Annotated in this window: 18 protein-coding genes; 8 read left to right on the top strand and 10 right to left on the bottom strand. The window is 45.0% G+C overall.

The window, feature by feature from the left end:
* Positions 1 to 18: 18 nt before the first annotated feature.
* The 7 genes from ACVBJC_RS01490 to ACVBJC_RS01460 all read right to left on the bottom strand — a co-directional run bounded on the left by ACVBJC_RS01490 (position 19) and on the right by ACVBJC_RS01460 (position 6,237).
* Entirely contained in the window at positions 19 to 1,257 is a 1,239-nt protein-coding gene (locus ACVBJC_RS01490) for a type II toxin-antitoxin system HipA family toxin (RefSeq protein ID WP_447161757.1), read from the bottom strand.
* A gap of 11 nt (positions 1,258 to 1,268) precedes the next feature.
* Positions 1,269 to 1,490 carry a helix-turn-helix domain-containing protein gene (locus ACVBJC_RS01485; RefSeq protein WP_447161758.1) on the bottom strand — a complete coding sequence of 74 codons (222 nt, stop codon included), beginning with the start codon at positions 1,488 to 1,490 and terminating at the stop codon, positions 1,269 to 1,271.
* 384 nt (positions 1,491 to 1,874) lie between these two features.
* A complete protein-coding gene (locus tag ACVBJC_RS01480) occupies positions 1,875 to 2,882 on the bottom strand; it encodes a YecA family protein (protein ID WP_447161759.1) in 1,008 nt (335 codons plus the stop codon).
* A 108-nt stretch (positions 2,883 to 2,990) separates the two neighbouring features.
* The gene (locus ACVBJC_RS01475; protein WP_447161760.1) at positions 2,991 to 3,641 is read right to left on the bottom strand and encodes a GntR family transcriptional regulator; all 651 of its coding nucleotides are present in this window, start codon (positions 3,639 to 3,641) and stop codon (positions 2,991 to 2,993) included.
* A gap of 99 nt (positions 3,642 to 3,740) precedes the next feature.
* Positions 3,741 to 4,643: a LysR substrate-binding domain-containing protein gene (locus ACVBJC_RS01470; protein WP_447161761.1), complete on the bottom strand. Its 903-nt coding sequence runs from the start codon at positions 4,641 to 4,643 to the stop codon at positions 3,741 to 3,743.
* A gap of 80 nt (positions 4,644 to 4,723) precedes the next feature.
* Positions 4,724 to 5,902 carry a UxaA family hydrolase gene (locus tag ACVBJC_RS01465; protein ID WP_447170564.1) on the bottom strand — a complete coding sequence of 393 codons (1,179 nt, stop codon included), beginning with the start codon at positions 5,900 to 5,902 and terminating at the stop codon, positions 4,724 to 4,726.
* Positions 5,902 to 6,237, bottom strand: a complete 336-nt coding sequence (locus ACVBJC_RS01460) for a carbohydrate kinase (RefSeq protein ID WP_447161763.1) — start codon at positions 6,235 to 6,237, stop codon at positions 5,902 to 5,904. The genes ACVBJC_RS01465 and ACVBJC_RS01460 overlap by 1 nt, the downstream gene beginning before the upstream one ends.
* A 520-nt stretch (positions 6,238 to 6,757) precedes the next feature.
* Here ACVBJC_RS01460 and ACVBJC_RS01455 point away from each other — a divergent pair.
* From ACVBJC_RS01455 to ACVBJC_RS01445, 3 genes are all read left to right on the top strand, one after another.
* Positions 6,758 to 8,350 carry a BCCT family transporter gene (locus ACVBJC_RS01455; RefSeq protein WP_447161764.1) on the top strand — a complete coding sequence of 531 codons (1,593 nt, stop codon included), beginning with the start codon at positions 6,758 to 6,760 and terminating at the stop codon, positions 8,348 to 8,350.
* Positions 8,351 to 8,353: 3 nt separating this feature from the next.
* Entirely contained in the window at positions 8,354 to 9,475 is a 1,122-nt protein-coding gene (locus ACVBJC_RS01450) for a mandelate racemase/muconate lactonizing enzyme family protein (RefSeq protein WP_447161765.1), read from the top strand.
* Positions 9,476 to 9,700: 225 nt separating this feature from the next.
* Entirely contained in the window at positions 9,701 to 10,399 is a 699-nt protein-coding gene (locus tag ACVBJC_RS01445; RefSeq protein ID WP_447161766.1) for an SOS response-associated peptidase family protein, read from the top strand.
* A 56-nt stretch (positions 10,400 to 10,455) separates the two neighbouring features.
* On the opposite strand, the gene ACVBJC_RS01440 is transcribed toward ACVBJC_RS01445, so the two are convergent.
* From ACVBJC_RS01440 to ACVBJC_RS01430, 3 genes are all read right to left on the bottom strand, one after another.
* The gene (locus tag ACVBJC_RS01440) at positions 10,456 to 11,523 is read right to left on the bottom strand and encodes a phosphotransferase enzyme family protein (protein WP_447161767.1); all 1,068 of its coding nucleotides are present in this window, start codon (positions 11,521 to 11,523) and stop codon (positions 10,456 to 10,458) included.
* A 92-nt stretch (positions 11,524 to 11,615) separates the two neighbouring features.
* Positions 11,616 to 12,521: an NTP transferase domain-containing protein gene (locus ACVBJC_RS01435; protein WP_447161768.1), complete on the bottom strand. Its 906-nt coding sequence runs from the start codon at positions 12,519 to 12,521 to the stop codon at positions 11,616 to 11,618.
* A gap of 207 nt (positions 12,522 to 12,728) precedes the next feature.
* A complete protein-coding gene (locus ACVBJC_RS01430) occupies positions 12,729 to 13,859 on the bottom strand; it encodes a DUF805 domain-containing protein (RefSeq protein ID WP_447161769.1) in 1,131 nt (376 codons plus the stop codon).
* Between the two features lie 338 nt (positions 13,860 to 14,197).
* On the opposite strand from ACVBJC_RS01430, the gene gmk reads away from it, so the two are divergent.
* The 5 genes from gmk (at position 14,198) to trmH (ending at position 18,487) form a co-directional block, all read left to right on the top strand.
* On the top strand, positions 14,198 to 14,821 hold the full coding sequence (gmk, locus tag ACVBJC_RS01425; RefSeq protein WP_447161770.1) for a guanylate kinase: 624 nt from the start codon (positions 14,198 to 14,200) through the stop codon (positions 14,819 to 14,821).
* A gap of 61 nt (positions 14,822 to 14,882) precedes the next feature.
* Positions 14,883 to 15,167 carry a DNA-directed RNA polymerase subunit omega gene (rpoZ, locus tag ACVBJC_RS01420; protein WP_447161771.1) on the top strand — a complete coding sequence of 95 codons (285 nt, stop codon included), beginning with the start codon at positions 14,883 to 14,885 and terminating at the stop codon, positions 15,165 to 15,167.
* Positions 15,168 to 15,180: 13 nt separating this feature from the next.
* On the top strand, positions 15,181 to 17,286 hold the full coding sequence (spoT, locus tag ACVBJC_RS01415; protein WP_447161772.1) for a bifunctional GTP diphosphokinase/guanosine-3',5'-bis pyrophosphate 3'-pyrophosphohydrolase: 2,106 nt from the start codon (positions 15,181 to 15,183) through the stop codon (positions 17,284 to 17,286).
* A gap of 39 nt (positions 17,287 to 17,325) precedes the next feature.
* Positions 17,326 to 17,709: a RidA family protein gene (locus ACVBJC_RS01410; protein WP_447161773.1), complete on the top strand. Its 384-nt coding sequence runs from the start codon at positions 17,326 to 17,328 to the stop codon at positions 17,707 to 17,709.
* Between the two features lie 91 nt (positions 17,710 to 17,800).
* A complete protein-coding gene (gene trmH / locus ACVBJC_RS01405; protein ID WP_447161774.1) occupies positions 17,801 to 18,487 on the top strand; it encodes a tRNA (guanosine(18)-2'-O)-methyltransferase TrmH in 687 nt (228 codons plus the stop codon).
* The last annotated feature ends 220 nt before the right edge of the window (positions 18,488 to 18,707 follow it).

Below are 18,707 nucleotides of genomic sequence, written 5' to 3'. Positions count from 1 at the left end.
TATGGGCCTGTTTTGTTTTTACGCTGCAAAAAAGCAATCCCTTAGTAAGTCCCTTTCCCCTTTGGAGATGCCTGCTTTTTTTGCTAACTCTTCCCATCCTGATACCACTGCAATCATTCTTTCATAAATGTCTTTAGCTTTCTTAGCATCTACATGAAAGTATTCTGTCACTTCAAATACAAGTTCAATATCTAGAGCGTTACTCATATCATCAATATTCAGATGCAACCCGGTAGCATTGGGCGTAGGGTTGATGTCATACGCAGGTGATAGACGCCATCCTGTTACATCAAGAATAAAGCCGTGATTCCTTAAATGGTCGTCACTGTTGGATACCATTACATTGAACAATATACGTGTCCAAAGCTGCTCTAAGTCTTCTTGTGTGTTTGAGCCATTCTGAATTAAAAACTCTGCTAACTCTAGATAACTTGCGCCATCATCATGGCCATCAAAATACTCCAATTGCGTCATAGCCGAAGTGAAGTGGAGTCTTCCCCCCGCCTCATCACGATCAAACCTTTTAGTCAGAAATATATGATGTTCCCCTATGAGTTCAACCTTTGATTCAGTCATATTGATACCAGCTTCAAGCGCCATCTGGTAAACAATAAATTCCCATAGTCCAATATCATAATCATCATAACGGCTGGGGAATTTTGCTAACCACAACGTTTTATCTATCTCTCTTACTGATGCTTTAGGGCGAGCACCTCCTAGTGAAGATCCAGGAGAGATAAGCATATTTAACCATTTTAGGTAGTCAGGGTTATCAAAGTCGGGTTTATCCTCAATACCTAGTGTTGCTTGCTGCAACTCAGCTAGTGACGTTATCGCTGGAGCTGCCAAATCCTCATTATTATCAAGAAAAGGCCCCTCTTCAGAAATACTAAAACGTAGAGCGCCCATACGAAAGGAGTCATGTACACCGAGTAGATAATCAGTTTCAAATAATCTACGTACTCGACGTTTTTCTTGGCGAGCAATCACAGCTTCTCTACGCTGCATCAATAACCTTCCCCAGCGATCTGGGCATGAATCAAGGAAGACTTTGAAATTTCTATCATCTTCGGCATGCTGATCACCGACATATAACTGTAGAGCTGGATCTATTTGTCTTACGTACTTAGAAGCTAACCAATCTTCATCGTAATTAAAACTAAAGTGCTCTTTAGCTCTGATTTCTGATGATCTCAACTTACCGACTAACACAGGTTTTCCTAAGTCAGTCCAATCAGCATAAACGTAGATTTCCAATTGTGGCCCCTTTAACGGTTCTTCTTCAATAGCTCTATATCTTGAAGCTTTCTGCCAAGTTCATCATCAAGCGCCACTTTAGCAAGGTCACCCAGCAAGCCTAAAACAGCCAAAACATTTACGTAGTGGCCAATAGACACAGATGAGTCACCTTTCACTATCCTTCTCAGAGTAGGCTTAGATAACCCTGTTCTCTTATGCATCATGTCTTGAGTTATTCCGCGGCGCTTCATAGCCAGCGTGATATTCTCACCCAGTGCATTTAGGATTTTCTGATTTTTGGGGAAGATGACCGCCCCACGTTTAACTGGAGCATTTATATTATTAAAAATGAAAATACCCTTTCACTTAACCTTAATTAGTGAAATTATAGTTTCACATCAAAGCTAAAGTAAAGAGCCGTATTTAAAGTCTGATTCCATCGAAGGGATTCTAACAACACATAGATGTGAAACTAAAGCACCATAAAAGCGCAATAAGTGAAACCTTAGTTTCACTTTTCTGCATTTCCTACTTAAATCATCAATCGATTCAAAGCTAATTTTTAGGACCCTATCTATGCCGCAGGCATAACATAAGGTTGGTAGATGATGATGTTTACCAAAGCTTATAAACCTTTATGGGTTGTTAATACTGAATTTAAAGGTTTGTATCAGCAGCGGTTGAATATCAACTTTCCTAGACGTTAACTCGCTGATAGAAACTAGCTTAGGCTCAAACGTCACAAATCCCCAAAATTGTAAAAATCGATTAATAAAGCGTGATTCAATCAACATGCTAAGTAACTTTATTGGCGAGAAATGCTCTTCCGATTGTAACTGAAGCAGGATATCTGGAAATGCAGTTTCTACCTCCTCAATCAGCTGGTCAATGCTGCCATGCTTTTGCAGACGCCAAAGCATAAACAACCAGAAAGTTCGTAGATCTATATCTAGCTCCCAACTATCTAGGTAGCCCCAATTATATTTGGAGATTGCGGCTTCGAGCATAGGTAAGAAAAAGACGTTAATCCCATGAGATTGATACAACTTCTGCGCTGACTTCTTTACATGGAAGCGACCACTTCGAAGATAAATAATACCCGCTATTTCCGCCAAAATTCGGGCGTAGTGCAAGGTGTTAAATTTGTCTTCATTGCTACCAGCAAATTCACTGATACTGGTATATTTTTGATGTTGAGAGACTGCAAACTCAGGCAACAACTCACTGGCTTGCTTGACTATCTTTGTTGGTAGGTTGCCCTTACTGGTCGCTTTAAATGAACCGTTATTCTGTATGGCTTCATCTAGAGTCAATTCCAAATAGCGCATTACCGGGCTGCTTAATATGTTATCTGGTGTACTGAATGTTACCCCAGTTAACTCATTAAAAGGGGCATATAACCAGTTAGACATTTGGTTAGGTGTAAGGCCACAAAAATCAGTTTCGGAGCGATTATTACGCTCATGCATGCGCTGCTGCGTAACTAAGTTAAGTTCATCAAGGGTAAGGTTCAGGTTCATTGCTGCGGTTTGTGCAATGTCATCAAACACTTCTGCATGCCGTTTTGAAGCACTGTCCATACAGCAACCCTTGTATTTTTTCCCGCTACCGCAGGGGCAAGGATCGTTTCTACCCGGTTTCATGCTAAGCCCTCTACGCCATTTTAAACTTTTATACCATTATCCTAAGTTAATAAGTATTGCCACTCTATACCTTGTCCACTAAACAAGTAAGGACAGTAACTTATCTGACTATTTTGTTTCGAGCACATCAACATCACGAAACATTGGCGTGATATTAGCTCTGGCTTGCTCGGCTGCAGTTTCGGCGTCGCCTGCGCAGATGGCTTGTACCAATGCCTGATGACTTGAGGCGCTGTCAGACAGGTCATAATCTTGGTGGGTGATGGCAATATACGCCTGCAGTGGGTATAAGATCTGCTTGTATTGATTGAGCATTCGCTCACTGCCGCAGATCTCGATGATCAGTAGATGTAATTGCCAGTCCATCTCGCTGATTCGACGGGTATCGTCACTATTTTGTAAACACAGCAGTTGGTAATCTTGAAAAAAATCCGCTAAACGCGCTTTATCATCGGCGCAGGCCCACTTAGCGGCCATAGCCGCGGCTTCGCCTTCTAGTGCGACACGTAAATGATACAGCTCCCATAAGTCTTGCTGGTTTATCTCAACCACTTGCCAGCCTGAGTAAGGCTTTTGAATGACTAAGCCTTCATTGACTAACGAGTTCAGCGCCATACGCACTGTGCTACGCGATAACTCTAGCTGCTTGGCTAATGCGCTTTCCACCAGCTTTTCGCCTAACTTGATATGGCCTTCCAATATATGCGTGCGCAAATAACGGGTGGCTTGAGACTCCAAACTTTCTTTAATGATTTTCATAGCGCTTACTGCTGGCTCAAATAGTTAATGCTTTTGATAGTAGTGGAAAAAAAATAGGCCACTGACTATAACCCGTTGCGGCCCAAACACAAGATACTGTTAGTTCAGCATGGCTTCTCGGACAAACTGCATAAAACTATGAGCTTGTGGCGATAACGACTTATTCTTGCGGGTTAAAATATAGTAAGCGCGCTGATGACGCACTTTTAGCTCTGGAAATGGCATCACTAAGCGACCATCAGCTAACTCCTCTTGGATCTGCTGATAGGCACAAACGGCTACACCTAAGCCACTCATTGCTAGCGACATTACTACCTGGCTTTCACTGGCATAATGGCACTTTTGTAGCTCTAGTCGAGCGACTGGATAATAATTTAGCCAGTACTTCCAATCGAAGTTATCGCGGTCATGGATAATGTTGGCATCAGCTAAGTCTGCAGGCACCGTCAAAGGTTTACGCTTGAGGTATTCAGGCGAGCAAACGGGTACATAATCAAGACTACACAAAAACTGCGAATCAAAGCCTTCCCAGTCACCATCGCCCCACTTTATCGCCAATTCAGTTTGCGGTAAAAAATCAAAATGATTAGTCGTCAGCATCTGCCCGACCAATAACGTAGGGTACTGAGCTAAAAACTTAGGTAATAATTTGCTGACAACCTGTCGACTAAAAACCGGTTCCATCTCAATATGTAAAGTGTAATGCTCAGCATTATTATGAAAGCCATCAACTACGCCCATTAACTCCTGGATCGGCTGATTGACCTGTAACAGTAATCGCTGACCATCTTCGGTTAACTGCACTTGTCTGCCGCCGCGATAAAACAGCTTTGTACGCAGCACCGCTTCAAGCTTGGCAACTTGCTGGCTAATGGCTGACTGAGTCAGGCATAGCTCACGGCTAGCCTCGGTAAAGCTTTGTTTATCTGCCACCGCTTTAAATGCCATAAACCAAGATAACTGCGGTAAACGGGCACTTGAACTAGCTTGAGTTGTATTCATAACATCCTGCGATAGTATGCCCCTATACAAACATGAGTATAAGGGCGTTGCTTGATTAGCGACTTATGCTTTGAAAAAGCTTAGCAGCCTGGCTTAAAGCGCAACACCGTCTCTAAACGTTGGTCTTTCTGGTACAGGCTACAATAGCTATAACCAATCTCTTCAATATTGGTCTGCTGGCCTTGAGCGACAGTGCCAACTTTGGCAACGATGCGCTCAGCAACACTTTCTACACCTTCTTCGGCGCGCATGATACCAGATGCGTCAATATCTATATCTTCATTTAGCAAATATTGGTTACCGCTCACACGGATCACTGGCACGATAGGATTATTAAAGCCTGCACCGCCGGTTGTCCATAAAATCAGATGCGCGCCCAGTGCCGCAAAGTGCATTCCCGCGCTGCCACATAGGTGCGTGGCTTCCGATAGATAAAAACCTGGCGTGGTGGGTTTTTCATGTACGAGGTGATTAATCTGCAATACATCTTGGATTGGGCGTGTACCGGTTTTACTCAGCGCACCAAAAGACTTTTCTTCTAGTGTGGTTAAGCCGCCCACACTGTTACCAATACTCATGGTTTCCACTTCTGCGCCATCTACATGCCAACGCGCTTCTTCTTGCTGAATAAGGCGCTCTAGTTTATCGGCTACCTCTGGCGATACTGCGCGCTGACGTAGAATCGCTTCACAACCAACTAATTCAATCAATTCACCGGCAATGGCGGTTGCACCGATATCAACTAAGGTGTCTACCGCACGGCCAACACTTGGATTAGAGGCAATACCTGAACTGGTATCTGAACCACCACATTTAACCCCGATAACTAGCTCTGATATCGGCGTTTCGACTCGCGGCGCTGCATTAGCAGCTTGCTGTAACTCTTGTGCTAAGGCTTTACCTTGAGTAATGGTTGATCGTGTACCTTGTTGCTTGATGCACACTAATGAAAACGCAGGGCGGCCGCTAGCGCGAATAGGCGCGGCAACGATTTCAGGATCGATACTGCCACAACCCATCGCGAGTACCAGAACACCGGCCACATTCGGGTTATTGCCCGTATGTATCATGGTATTGATCATCTCTTCGTTACCACCATACATACAGGTGTTGTAATTGGTGACCACAATGCCGTTATCAATACTGTCAGCAATCGCGCGCGCGATGCCGTCACAACATTCATCAACTGCCATAATCAGTACATGATTACGAATACCCACGCTGCCATCGCTGCGGCCAAAACCCATAAATGTGCTCATCATGCTTGCTCAATCCCCATCTGTTTAATGATTTCTTGAATAATGTTGTCGGGAATGTCTAGACGTTGGCTACGCACATTTTGCACATGTGCCAATTGACCACGAGGTATGCCCATAATGGCTACGCCAACGGGGTAACTCGCTTTAGTAATAAGCTGCAGGTTGGCAATATCGGTTAACGCCACTTTATTACCAAAGGTAATGGCTTGCAGGCAGGTCACAACATCTATGACTTGGTTATTGGTTGAGATAATGGCTATCTCATCGCCTTTAGTGGCATCTACGAGTAGCGTGGCGACGTTGTCGCTTGGGTCGAGCTGAATGGCTTTTTTCATTCTGTTTAGCGTTAGATTGTCGGACAATCCTACAATCTAATTGTTTTTTGCTATTTATCAATCCACAAATATCGATATTGAGCCCTAAAATAGCGGCCAGTTATATGAAATGTGATGCAGCATCCACTTTAAGAGATATCTCTTTTGCTAATAACAAAACGTAATTAGTCATTTTACCTACAAGTAGTCAGTGTATGTCGCCACCCGCAAATGTGGTTATCTGCTTTAAAAAGGCGATACCGCCGACACTAAGGGACGCTAAGCAACACAAGATAGTAACAGTACTCACACAAGCTCAACCTCACCCCAAATATAACTACATTTATCGAATGATTCAGCAATCACAGTATTAAAACGCCCTTGGTGAGCCACCTCCCACTATTACATTTTGTAATGACTGAATAAGCTTTTATTGTTGTCACTCAGCGCCTTCTTCGCTCAAAATCCGCCCGAATAAAAATTCCCTGTGCGGTTTACCTTATAACGTAAATCGCACTATTACTTTTGTAAGGATGTAGTCGTGACTGATTTAACAACGGCACCAGTGACAGATGAAACTGTTACTCAGCAATCCCCCGTTCAAAATGATAAAGTTCAAAACGACAAACTACTGATCTCAGTGAGTTTGGCTGTTGTATTTGCTGTCGTCATGATGCTGATCTTTAACCCAGATCAAGTACAAGCTGCTGGTAAATCGGCTTTTGCTGCATTAACCAATACCTTTGGTTCTTTCATCCAGCTGTTTGCCTTTGCTGCTGTGTGTACCATGCTGTACATCGCGGTAAGCCGCTACGGCACCATTAAACTGGGCGAAGGCGAGCCTGAATACAGCAACATGAGCTGGTTATTCATGTTTATCTGTGCCGGTTTAGGTTCAGCGACCATGTACTGGGCGTTCATGGAATGGGCTTACTACTACAACGGTATTGGTCTGAACATTGAAGGCCAGAGCAACGAAGCGCTGCGTACTAGCTTGTCTTACGTGATGTTCCACTGGGGTATTACGCCTTGGGCTATCTATGGCCTAGCGTCTATCACTATGGCGTACCATTTCCACGTTAACCGCGCTAAAGGCCTAAACCTGTCATCGCTTATGGTGTCTATTCTAGGCATGAAAGAAGACAGCACAGCTAGCCGTGTAATGGGACGTTCTCTGGATCTGATCTTCTTATTCGCGACGTTTGGCGGCCTAATCTTAACGACAACAGTGACGGTAAATACGGTTTCAACCGGCTTCTCTGAGCTGTTTGGCATGGAAAATACCTTTGCGATCAAGGCTATTTTACTGGCACTGATCACCCTGACCTTTACCCTAAGCTCTTACATCGGTATTGCTGAAGGTCTACAAAAAATCGCTCATGCTGCTTGTGGTATGTGCTTTGTGTTTGCTGTGATAGTACTAGTACTGGGCGACACAGGCTTTATCGTTGATTTCTTTGTTAACTCGCTAGGTCTGACACTAACTAACTTTGTTGAGATGAGCCTATTTACTGATGCGACAAATGGCGGCACCTTCAACAAAGATTGGACAGTGTTCTACTGGTTATACTGGTTCACTTACACGCCAGCGGTAGCAATTTTCGTTACCCGTATCTCTAAAGGTCGTACGATTCGCCAGGTTGTTTTAGGTCTAATGGCGGGTGGTTGTGGTGGTTGTTGGTTCTTCTTCGGCGCGCTAACTGGCTACTCAGTTGATGCAATGGTAGATGGCATAGTGAATGCACCCGCTCTACTAAACAGCGCTAATGGCGACATCGCAGTGGCTCAGCTAATTGCTAACCTGCCATTTGGTACCATCTTGTCAGTATTCTACTTCGTGCTAATGATGTTGTTCCTAGCTTCTCACTTAGATGCTACCGCGTTCACCGTAGCTGCAGTAAGCACCAAGAACCTAAAGCAAGGTCAAGATCCAACTCGTGGTCTACGCGTGTTCTGGTGTGTGATGCTAAGTCTATTACCACTAGCAATGCTGTATATCAATGCTTCACTGGATACATTGAAAACAGCGGTAACCCTAACTGCGGCACCATTTGTAATCGTACTGATGCTGTGTATGTTTGGCCTAAAGAAATTCCTGTCAAACCACAAGTTTGATGACGTTGCAGAGAAATAAATCATGTTGAAAATTACCGATATTGAAGTCATCCACCTACGCGTACCTTCGATGGATGCCGAGTGTGAATGGGGCGAAGACGCCGTCATTGTTAAAGTGCACACAGATAAAGGTATCGTGGGTATTGGTGAAGCTGACTCTAGTCCACTAGTGGTTCAAGCTTGTATCGAAGCGCCACAAACTAACTTCTACTGTAACGGCCTAAAGCGTCTGTTGATCGGTGAAAACGCGCTAGAAATTGAGCGTCTGTGGAACAAGATGTACTGGGGTTCTAACTACATGGGTCGTCGCGGCGCTGGCATCCATGCGATCAGTGCTATCGACATCGCGTTATGGGATATCGCTGGTCAGTTCTACGGCGTACCAGTACACACGCTTCTAGGGGGTAAATACCGCGAGAAGATCCGTTGCTACGGTACCTTCATCCCGGCTGATAAGCCTGAAGACAACGTGGCGATTGTGCAGGGCTTGAAAGACCAGGGCTTTACTAGCATTAAGTTTGGCGGCGGCGTGATGGGCGATGACCCAGACACTGACTACGCGATTGTTAAAGCAGTGCGCGAAGCAGCAGGTCCAGAGATGGAAGTACAGATTGACTTAGCGTCTAAGTGGCACACTTGTGGTCATTCAGCCATGATGGCGAAACGTCTTGAAGAGTTTAACCTGAACTGGATTGAAGAGCCGGTTTTGGCAGATAGTCTTATCAGCTATGAAAAGCTGTCTCGCCAAGTGTCACAAAAGATTGCTGGCGGTGAGTCTTTAACGACGCGTTATGAGTTCCAAGAGTTCATCACTAAGTCTAACGCCGATATCGTTCAGCCAGACATCACCCGTTGTGGTGGTATCACTGAAATGAAGAAGATTTACGACATCGCGCAGATGAACGGTACTCAGCTGATCCCGCATGGCTTCAGCACCGGCATTTTGTTGCATGCTTCAGTGCACTTCTTAGCCGCTTGTGAGCAAGGCACCTTGATGGAGTTCTCTCAAAGCAGCAGCCCACTATTCACTAGCTTAGTGAAAAACCAGCTACAGTTCGACAACGGCTATGTAGCTGTATCTGATGCACCTGGTTTAGGTATCGAGCTAGATGAAGAGTTGATTGCCAAGTACCGCGCAAATTAGCATCGCGTAAATTAGTATCGCGTGAACTAATAGCGTTAACTTTATCCGCTAAACAACAATGCCAGTAAGTGACAGCTTACTGGCATTTTTTTATGCCCCTTAGTCATTAATAACCTCACTTACCACTACACACTTTGTTGCTAGCTAATCTGGTAGCTTTGCTAGTGTTTTTTATCAGCAAGAGACATACTCTAGCCTAGATACATTAGATTTTTGGATAGCTTAATGTGTGGTCGGCTCAATATTATTGATGACATGTTTGTACAAGCGCTGATGCAAGACTTGCAGGTAAAGAACGCTGAGGAGATGCTGTTTGGGCGCTTCAAGATACCCACCAACGACATTAGTATCGTGCGTGAAATTGATGGCGAGCGCCGCTTACAGACCGCCACTTGGTGGTTACTGCTTGAAACTTGTTATGAGGGCTTTAAACCCAGCCGTTACACTTCTTTTAATACTCGATTTGATAAGTTAAATACACCCAACAGCGCAGGCTTTAACGCATTTAGAGAGAGTCGCTGTGTGATTGTCGCTAGCGGTTTTGGTGAAAACGATAAAAGGGGTAAAGAGACTTACTATCATGACTTTATTGCCGAGAATTCGGCGATGGCATTTGGTGGCTTGTTTCGCGAGTGGCAACATCCTAAAACAGGGGAAATAACCACATCATGCTCCATCATTACCAATCCGCCCCATCCTGATCTTATGCCGTTTCATAGCAAGGCTAGCCCGATGATTTTGCCGCAAAATGATGAGGTGCTCGATGCGTGGTTAAATCCTGCGAACCAGCAGGTGGAGATGTTTGATGATCTGCTCAAGCCAACATTGAGACATGACTTTACTGTGCAACAAATAAATAAGCCGAGTCAGTATCAACCTATCGGTCAAACTACTCGGCTTATTCCTAACGACTATTATTCCTAACGACTACTATGCCTAACCGCTAGCATTGAACATCACGCTGTCGCGACTAAAAAGGCTTAATTAAGATAAGCGCTTAACGTGTCTTGCTGGCTCAATAAGCTTTGGTACAAGGTAAACTGATTGGCTGCGCGTTCTACGTTATGGCCTGGATGATGAATTTGAAAATAGACATCACCGTTTAAATGATCGGTTAAGAATCTCACGCCGATCATCAAGCACATCACTCTAGCGCCTAGCCATAGGCTCTTGCGTTCATCATCTGAAAGTACGTCACCTAGCTCACTTAAATAGCCTTTACAGATAGCTCCGAAGATAGACTCCCTCACCTGCACTTTATCAAGCGCGGTAGAATCTTCCTCTTCAGGACTACAGAAAGTACGCACCATGTCGCCAAAGTCATACATCAGATAGCCTTTCATACAGGTATCTAAATCAATAATGGCAAGGCTTTTCATGTCACGCTTATCAAACAGCATATTGTTGATTTTGGTGTCGTTATGGCAAATACGACGAGGAAGCGTTGCTTCAACTTGTGCCAGTTCGTGTAGCAGATCTTGCTGCGACAATACGAAATCAATCCAGGTTTGACACTCACTTACCCGGCCATGACTGTCAGCGCTAATCGCCTGCTTGAGTAATTCAATTCGCCCAGGCAGGTGATGAAAATTAGCAATAACATCTTCTATCTGCTCTGCATCAAGTTCTGTTAATGCACTAGAGAAATGGCCAAATGCCTTAGCCGCCATTTCTGCATCCGCACTGCTACCAACCACATCGATGCTGTGGCTAAATGGTAGATAATTAATAGCACGCCAGAAACCTTGCTCACCGAGATCGACACAAAGCTCATCGCTGGCAGTTAGCTCAGGTGACACCACTTTTAATTGGTACTCACCCGCAGCCACTTTCATTTTTAAGTGCTGACTAATTTTAGCCGCATTGTTCACCAATGCAGACGGCGTTTTGAAGACTTCGGTATTAATTTTTTGCAGTACAAATTCGCTATCAACGCCACGCACCAAAAAAGTATGGTTAATATGGCCATTCCCCAATGGAGACACTTTGGCACTTTCTGCATCAATGCCAAAATGGGACAAAATATTTTGTCTTATAAAATCGATCACCCAACACTCCAGTTATTCTTTTAGATCTCTTTTGCTATCTGGGCTTTTCTCCAGACTTTCCGTGCAAATTGATTACTTAAATGCGCTTAGAACTAATTTGAGCAAAGAGTTTGCTGTAATTTCTGCCTTACCCATTGCACGTCTTCAGGGTAAGTCACCCCGTACCAAGATTCCTTAGCGACACGGACATTAACTACCCGATTAGACACACCGTTTTGCTGCTGGTCTAAACGTGCTTGTACCACTGTTGGAAGATAACATTCCGTTTTTGGCTGATGGCCATTCTCTTTAATAAAGGCGCTAAACTGCTGCTCAATAACATCAAAGATATCAGGCTTAAAGCCCCAGCAGGTCATCGAAACCACGGCATCATCGTCAAGTGTCTTACGTTGCCCGTCTAACGTACCAGTTAAACCCGCTGTATCACAGCGAATATCAAGCCATTCGGCCACATCGACAAGCTTACCCGCCTCAACCTGGCATAAACCTCGGTTAACGCCGCCATTGTCAGAGAGGGTTAAGCCGATTGGGTAAGCGACCATCATCCAGTCATCATTAACAGTGGATAAACCTTCTGCAAGCAGGCTAAAAGCGCTGTCGCCATAAAAATCATCAGCATTGATCACAGCCATAGGTCCATGGACATGGTTCCTTGCACTCCAGAGCGCATGCGCTGTACCCCAAGGCTTCTGGCGCTTTGCAACATCGGCAAACTCACGTGCCTGTACAGGTAAATCGTCTAACGACTGAACGCAGTATTGGCAGGTAAAATCATCACTCAACTTACCCGCTAAGGCTTGATCTAGCATGCTGGCTAACTCTGGACGGATCACCAATACCGCACGAGTGAAGCCTGCTTTATAGGCGCTTAGTAACGATAGCTCCAACATGGTTTCACCCTTTGGTCCAAGCTGCGCTAACTGCTTGTCACCACCAAAGCGGCTGCCTAACCCTGCGGCAAGGATCACTAAGGTTAAATCCTGCTTGTTATTACCCATTTCTCTCTCTCAAACAATGTCACTCTCTTAAACAATGTCACTCTCTTAAACAATGTCACTCTCTCAAACAATGACACTTAAACAACAGCGCTCTCAAACGATTAAAGTGCCGCCGTGTGATAAGGCGGAGCAGTTTAATGAGTCTATAGCTTAATTTCCAGCGCTATTGCCTTAAATACCTATGCAGATCCAAGCTTATAATAAGAGTTATAAATAAGTACGGAAAGCGGCGACCTTGCCCAATGCTGCTTGGCTGCCCTTTAAACTAAAGTTATAACCACACAGGCTGACATTACCGCGCCTTGCCATATCAACAATAATCGCTTCGGTATCAAGTGGCGAAAATCGTGCTTCAGTGCCAGTATCTGCCAGTAAATCGACAACTAATGGCCTATATTCGGTACCATTATTAAAACGCAGTCGTGAACATGTTTTATCACCTTTAGCAGTAGCTAGAGACCACAAGTTACTCGCAGCCCCCGTTTCACCCAGCCAGCGTATAATCAATACATCCTCTTCGAGCGCTAAGCTAAATCCATCTGGCATCGATGTCGAAATACGATTAACTGGCGCGAGCCCAGCCGTGTCATCAACCACTTGCGAGCTGCTATCGCTAGCACTTTCACTGTCAGCCTCTGATACAGGAATGAGTGACACTAGGCTCACTATTAGCATCAGCCCCACTACAGAGCCTGCAGCAATAAAGACTAACTTTTTATTGGTTTGCAATAGGCCTTGCAGCTGCGCCAAATTAAACGTTGCTTGCTTTTTACTTCTGCGAGAACGCTGCACATCGTCTCTGACAGTTTCTGGGCCTTGCTGCACTTCAGCGCGGGGATATACCTCCTCGGTATGACTAACCGCTATCGCCTCTGCTGTCTCAGCGCCACCTAGAGTGGGCTCAACTCGAACGCGGCTACCTGCCATTCGGGCTGAGCTTTTGTTGCTCGTCATATCCACAGGCCCCGAATAGCCTTGCACATAATCGACTCTTGAAACGGCAGGTAATACCGCTAAATAACCAATAGCAAGGCCTGCTGCAACTAGTAGCGACAGCAATAGCATCATGCTGTGAATATGCACCAAGGTGAGCAACACAAGCCAAAACGGCACTAACGTTAACAGCGTAAACTGTTGTGGCTTAGCGCAGTCTCGTAATCTACGTATGCTCGTAAATGCTAATACCGGCGTAAGTAATAGCCCGACAAAGTACAAAGCCAGCGAAGGACTAAAAACCACAACCGCTAGCAATAAAATGAAGTAAATCAGACCACTAATTGCAGCAAAACGCTGACCATTATCTAAACCATTGACACAAAAAAACGACTTAAACTGCATATTGGTACCGACCTTAACAATATTCTTTAATTCGGCTGCTCCACAATTTATGTAGTTACAGCACACCCTATTTCTATGCCCAGGCGAAAGCATAAAACGTAATGAAGTAGCCTACCCAATTTAGCTCTCAATGTCAGTGTTTTCGGGCAATATTGTCAATTTGAGCCAATAATAAAGCCGTCAACTCACCATGAGCAGAATATCAATTACCATACTAATTCATGCATCTGCGACTAGCGTAAATATCACCCTAGGCTGTATAATGGCTCGCTTAATCTTTTACTCGACCTATTTGGGCTAACCTAGCTCCAATAGTGCCAACATCGGATATGCAGCTCATGACCGCTCGCGGAAACCTATTTATCGTCTCGGCGCCAAGCGGCGCAGGTAAATCATCGCTTATTTCAGCCCTGTTACGAGACCAGCCTGTAGATATGCAAGTTTCAGTTTCGCACACCACAAGACAACCTCGTCCTGGTGAAGAGAACGGTCAGCACTATCATTTCGTCAATCAAGATGAGTTCAAGGGCTTAATTGCCGATGGCGCTTTTTTTGAGTGGGCTGAAGTGTTCGGCAACTATTATGGCACCTCTCGTGTCACGATTGAGCAGACACTCGCGCAAGGTATTGATGTATTTCTCGATATCGACTGGCAGGGGGCTCAGCAAGTTAAACAACTGATGCCTGAATCTATTGGTATTTTTATTCTACCACCGTCAAAAACTGAGCTAGAGCGTCGCCTAACTGGCCGTGGACAAGACAGTGAAGAAGTGATTGCAGGCCGTATGGCACAAGCAGTTTCCGAGATGTCACACTACAATGAATACGACTTCGTTTTAGTCAATGACGATTTCGACAAAGCATTGGCCGATCTTTTAGCGATCATTCGCAGTCAAAGACTAACCTCTGCTAGCCAAATTCATACGCAAAATGGTATGATTAAAGATCTGTTGGCAGACTAACTGTCATCATGTACAATTTTGCGTCATTTTTTCAATCGATTAAACACTGGAGTTTCCAAACATGGCTCGCGTAACTGTAGAAGATGCCGTAAACCAAATCGGCAACCGTTTTGATATGATTCTGGTTGCAGCGCGTCGTGCTCGCCAAATCGCTGTGCAGGGTAAAGACCCTATGGTTGATGAAGAGAACGACAAGCCAACGGTTATCGCCCTGCGCGAAATCGAGCTAGGTTTAGTCACAGCTGATACTTTGGATGCCGATGAGCGCCAAACAGTTCGTGAACGTGAAGCAGCTGAAATTGCTGCTGTTGCTGCCATCGCTGAAGGCCGCAACAACGTCATATAAGGAGTAGAGTCACTTGTATCTGTTTGAAGGTCTCAAGGAGTCTGCGTCAGGTTATTTAGAACCTGAGCAGGTAGAATTACTCAAGCAGGCCTATCAGGTGGCGCGTGATGCCCATGAAGGTCAGATGCGCACGAGTGGCGAACCTTATATTACCCACCCGGTTGCGGTTGCCCGCATCCTGGCCGATATGCGTCTCGATCATGAGACGCTTATGGCTGCCCTCTTGCACGACACTATCGAAGACACCCCGGTAACCAAAGAAGAACTGGCTGAACTATTCAGTGAGTCGATTGCCGAATTGGTTGAAGGCGTCTCTAAGCTAGATAAGCTAAAGTTTCGCGATAAGAAAGAAGCCCAGGCTGAAAACTTCCGCAAAATGATGATGGCGATGACCCAAGATATTCGAGTCATCTTAATCAAGCTTGCCGATAGAACCCACAATATGCGCACCTTAGGTGCACTACGGCCTGATAAGCGCCGTCGCATTGCCCGAGAAACTCTCGAAATTTACGCTCCTATCGCTAACCGTCTTGGTATTCATAATATTAAGAGTGAGTTAGAAGATTTAGGTTTCCAAGCCTACTATCCAATGCGATATCGTGTACTCAAAGAGGTGGTGAAAGCCGCTCGCGGTAACCGTAAAGAGCTTATTCAAAGTATCGAAGCTGCAATCGAAACTCGCCTCGAAGACACAGGTCTTGAAGGTGCGGTAAAAGGTCGCGAAAAAAATCTTTATTCCATCTATAACAAGATGAGCAATAAAGAGCTGCAATTCCAAGAAGTCATGGATATCTATGCCTTTAGAGTCATCGTAGACTCAATCGATACGTGTTATCGCGTGATGGGTGCCATGCACGGCCTTTATAAGCCGCATCCTGGTCGCTTCAAAGATTATATCGCTATCCCTAAAGCTAACGGCTATCAGTCGCTACATACTTCACTTTTTGGTCCTCACGGCGTGCCAGTTGAGATCCAAATTCGTACCGAAGATATGGACCAAATGGCTGATAAAGGGGTCGCGGCTCACTGGCTGTATAAGAAAGGCAGTTCAGCAGAGCAAGGCACGACCACTCAAGTGCGTGCCCGTAAGTGGATGCAAAGCTTGCTAGAACTGCAGCAAAGCGCCAGCACCTCGTTTGAATTTGTTGAGAACTTTAAAACAGAACTCTTTCCTGAAGAGATTTATGTCTTTACCCCTGAAGGCCGTATTTTAGAGCTTCCAGTGGGCGCAACACCGGTCGATTTTGCTTACGAAGTTCACACTGACGTAGGTAATACCTGTGTCGGTGCTAAAGTAAACCGCCAGGCTTACCCATTAAGTCAGCCACTTATCTCCGGTCAAACTGTTGAAATAATTACCGCTAACGGCGCACGCCCGAATGCGGCCTGGCTTAACTTTGTGGTTACCGGTAAAGCACGCGCTAAAATCCGTCAATTACTGAAAAGCTTAAAAGAAGACGATGCTATTTTACTGGGCAAGCGCTTACTCAATCATGCGCTAGGTGAAACTAAGCTCGATAGCTTATCAGCAGAGCAAATTGAAAAAGTCGTTAAAGATACCAAGCATGACACACTCGATGCATTGCTAGCCGATATTGGGTTAGGTAATGCCATGAGCATTGTTATCGCTCAGCGTCTTCGCGGCGACCGAGTTGATACCGAAGAGCAAAAAGAAGCTCACACCATGCCTATTCGTGGTGCTGATGGCATGTTGGTCACGTTTGCAAATTGTTGTCGCCCCATTCCGGGTGATGCGGTTATTGCCCACGTGAGCCCAGGCAAAGGCCTTGTGGTTCATATGGAAAGCTGCGCTAACATTCGTGGTTATCAAGGTGAACCTGATAAGTACATTCCTGTGCAGTGGGATAGCGCCGATGGTGTTGAATACCAGGCTAACTTGCGTGTAGAAATCGTTAACCACCAAGGTGCGTTAGCTAAGATCACTTCGATTGTTGCTGCCGAAGGCTCAAATATTCATCACTTAACCACAGAAGAGCGTGATGGGCGTGTTTTCCTCATCAACTTACGTATTTCTGTGCGTGACCGTATTCATTTAGCTAACGTTATGCGTAGAATTAGAGTACTTCCTGAAGTATTACGTACATCTCGAAACCGTTAATTAACGCTGCATCGCACTCAATAAAGACAAGGACAGATCATGGCAGAGAAGATCATCATAGCAACCGACAAAGCGCCTCAAGCAATTGGCACTTACTCTCAAGCAGTTAAAGTTGGTAGCACGGTTTATTTATCAGGCCAGATCCCACTAAATCCTGAGACAATGCAAATTGTTAGCAGTGAGTTTGAAGCGCAAGTTGTTCAAGTATTTGACAACCTAATTGCTGTTTGCGAGGCTGCCGGTGGTTCGCTCAATGATATCGTGAAGCTAAATATCTTTATGACAGACTTGAGCAACTTTGCCACTGTAAACGAAATTATGGGTCGCTACTTTGAGCAACCTTACCCAGCACGTGCCGCAATCGGTGTTAAGCAATTACCGAAAGATTCACTTGTTGAAATGGATGGAGTCATGGAGATCTAATCTTCTATTACTCTTCCAAATGGGCGCTACGGCGCCCTTTTATGATTTAACGCTAACTATCATCGCCAACAGCATTTTACAGAAGCCCATCATGAGTCCTGAACGTTTCGCCCGCATAAACCAGATGCTTGATAACCGCCAACCTGATTTAACCGTATGCTTAGACACCGTACACAAAGGCAATAACATTGCCGCCGTTTTGCGTACCGCAGACGCTGCGGGTATTCATGAAGTGCATGCCGTGTGGTCTGAACTTGAAATGCGCGTATCGGGCAATACCGCATCGGGTAGCCAACAATGGGTTAAGACCCGAGTGCACCAAAGTATGGCGCAAGCAGTCGATGATTTTCGTGGTAAAGAGATGCAAATTCTGGCGACCACCTTTTCTGATACGGCCGTCGATTTTAGAGACATTGATTATACCCGCCCAACCGCCATCATTTTGGGTAATGAACGTGATGGCGTGAGCCCTGAAGGCATCGCTAGCGCCGATCAACATATCATTATCCCTATGATAGGCATGGTGCAATCGCTCAATGTGTCAGTAGCTGCAGCGCTTATTATGTATGAAGCCCAGCGTCAACGCACAGCTGCAGGTATGTACGGTACACGCAAACTTGATGATGCTTACTGTCAAATAAAGCTATTTGAAGAAGGCCACCCAATTTATGCCAAAGCCTGCCGCCGTAAGAAACTGCCTTACCCTGCCATAGATGAAGATGGCCAGATTGTCGCGGATGAGGAATGGTGGCAAAAAATGCGCGCCCCTTCAGACTAAAACTAAGCATAAGGCTAAAGTTAAAGCTCGGGCTCAACCAAAATTAGCAGCACTTAGACCAATCAATATTAAGTGCTGATATTTTGCATCCCTAACAACTCAATCCCCCGCACGTTCAAATCACCCGCTACAAATAACACTCTCAACCCACCACAACAAAATTGTAACACCCGTTTGAAAAAGTTTGTCTTAGATCACATTTTTCGCCATACTCAATATT

The sequence above is a fragment of the Shewanella sp. 0m-6 genome, from assembly GCF_052977325.1.
The sequence above is the reverse complement of the archived record's forward strand: the minus strand, read 5'-3'. Positions and strand labels throughout refer to the sequence as shown.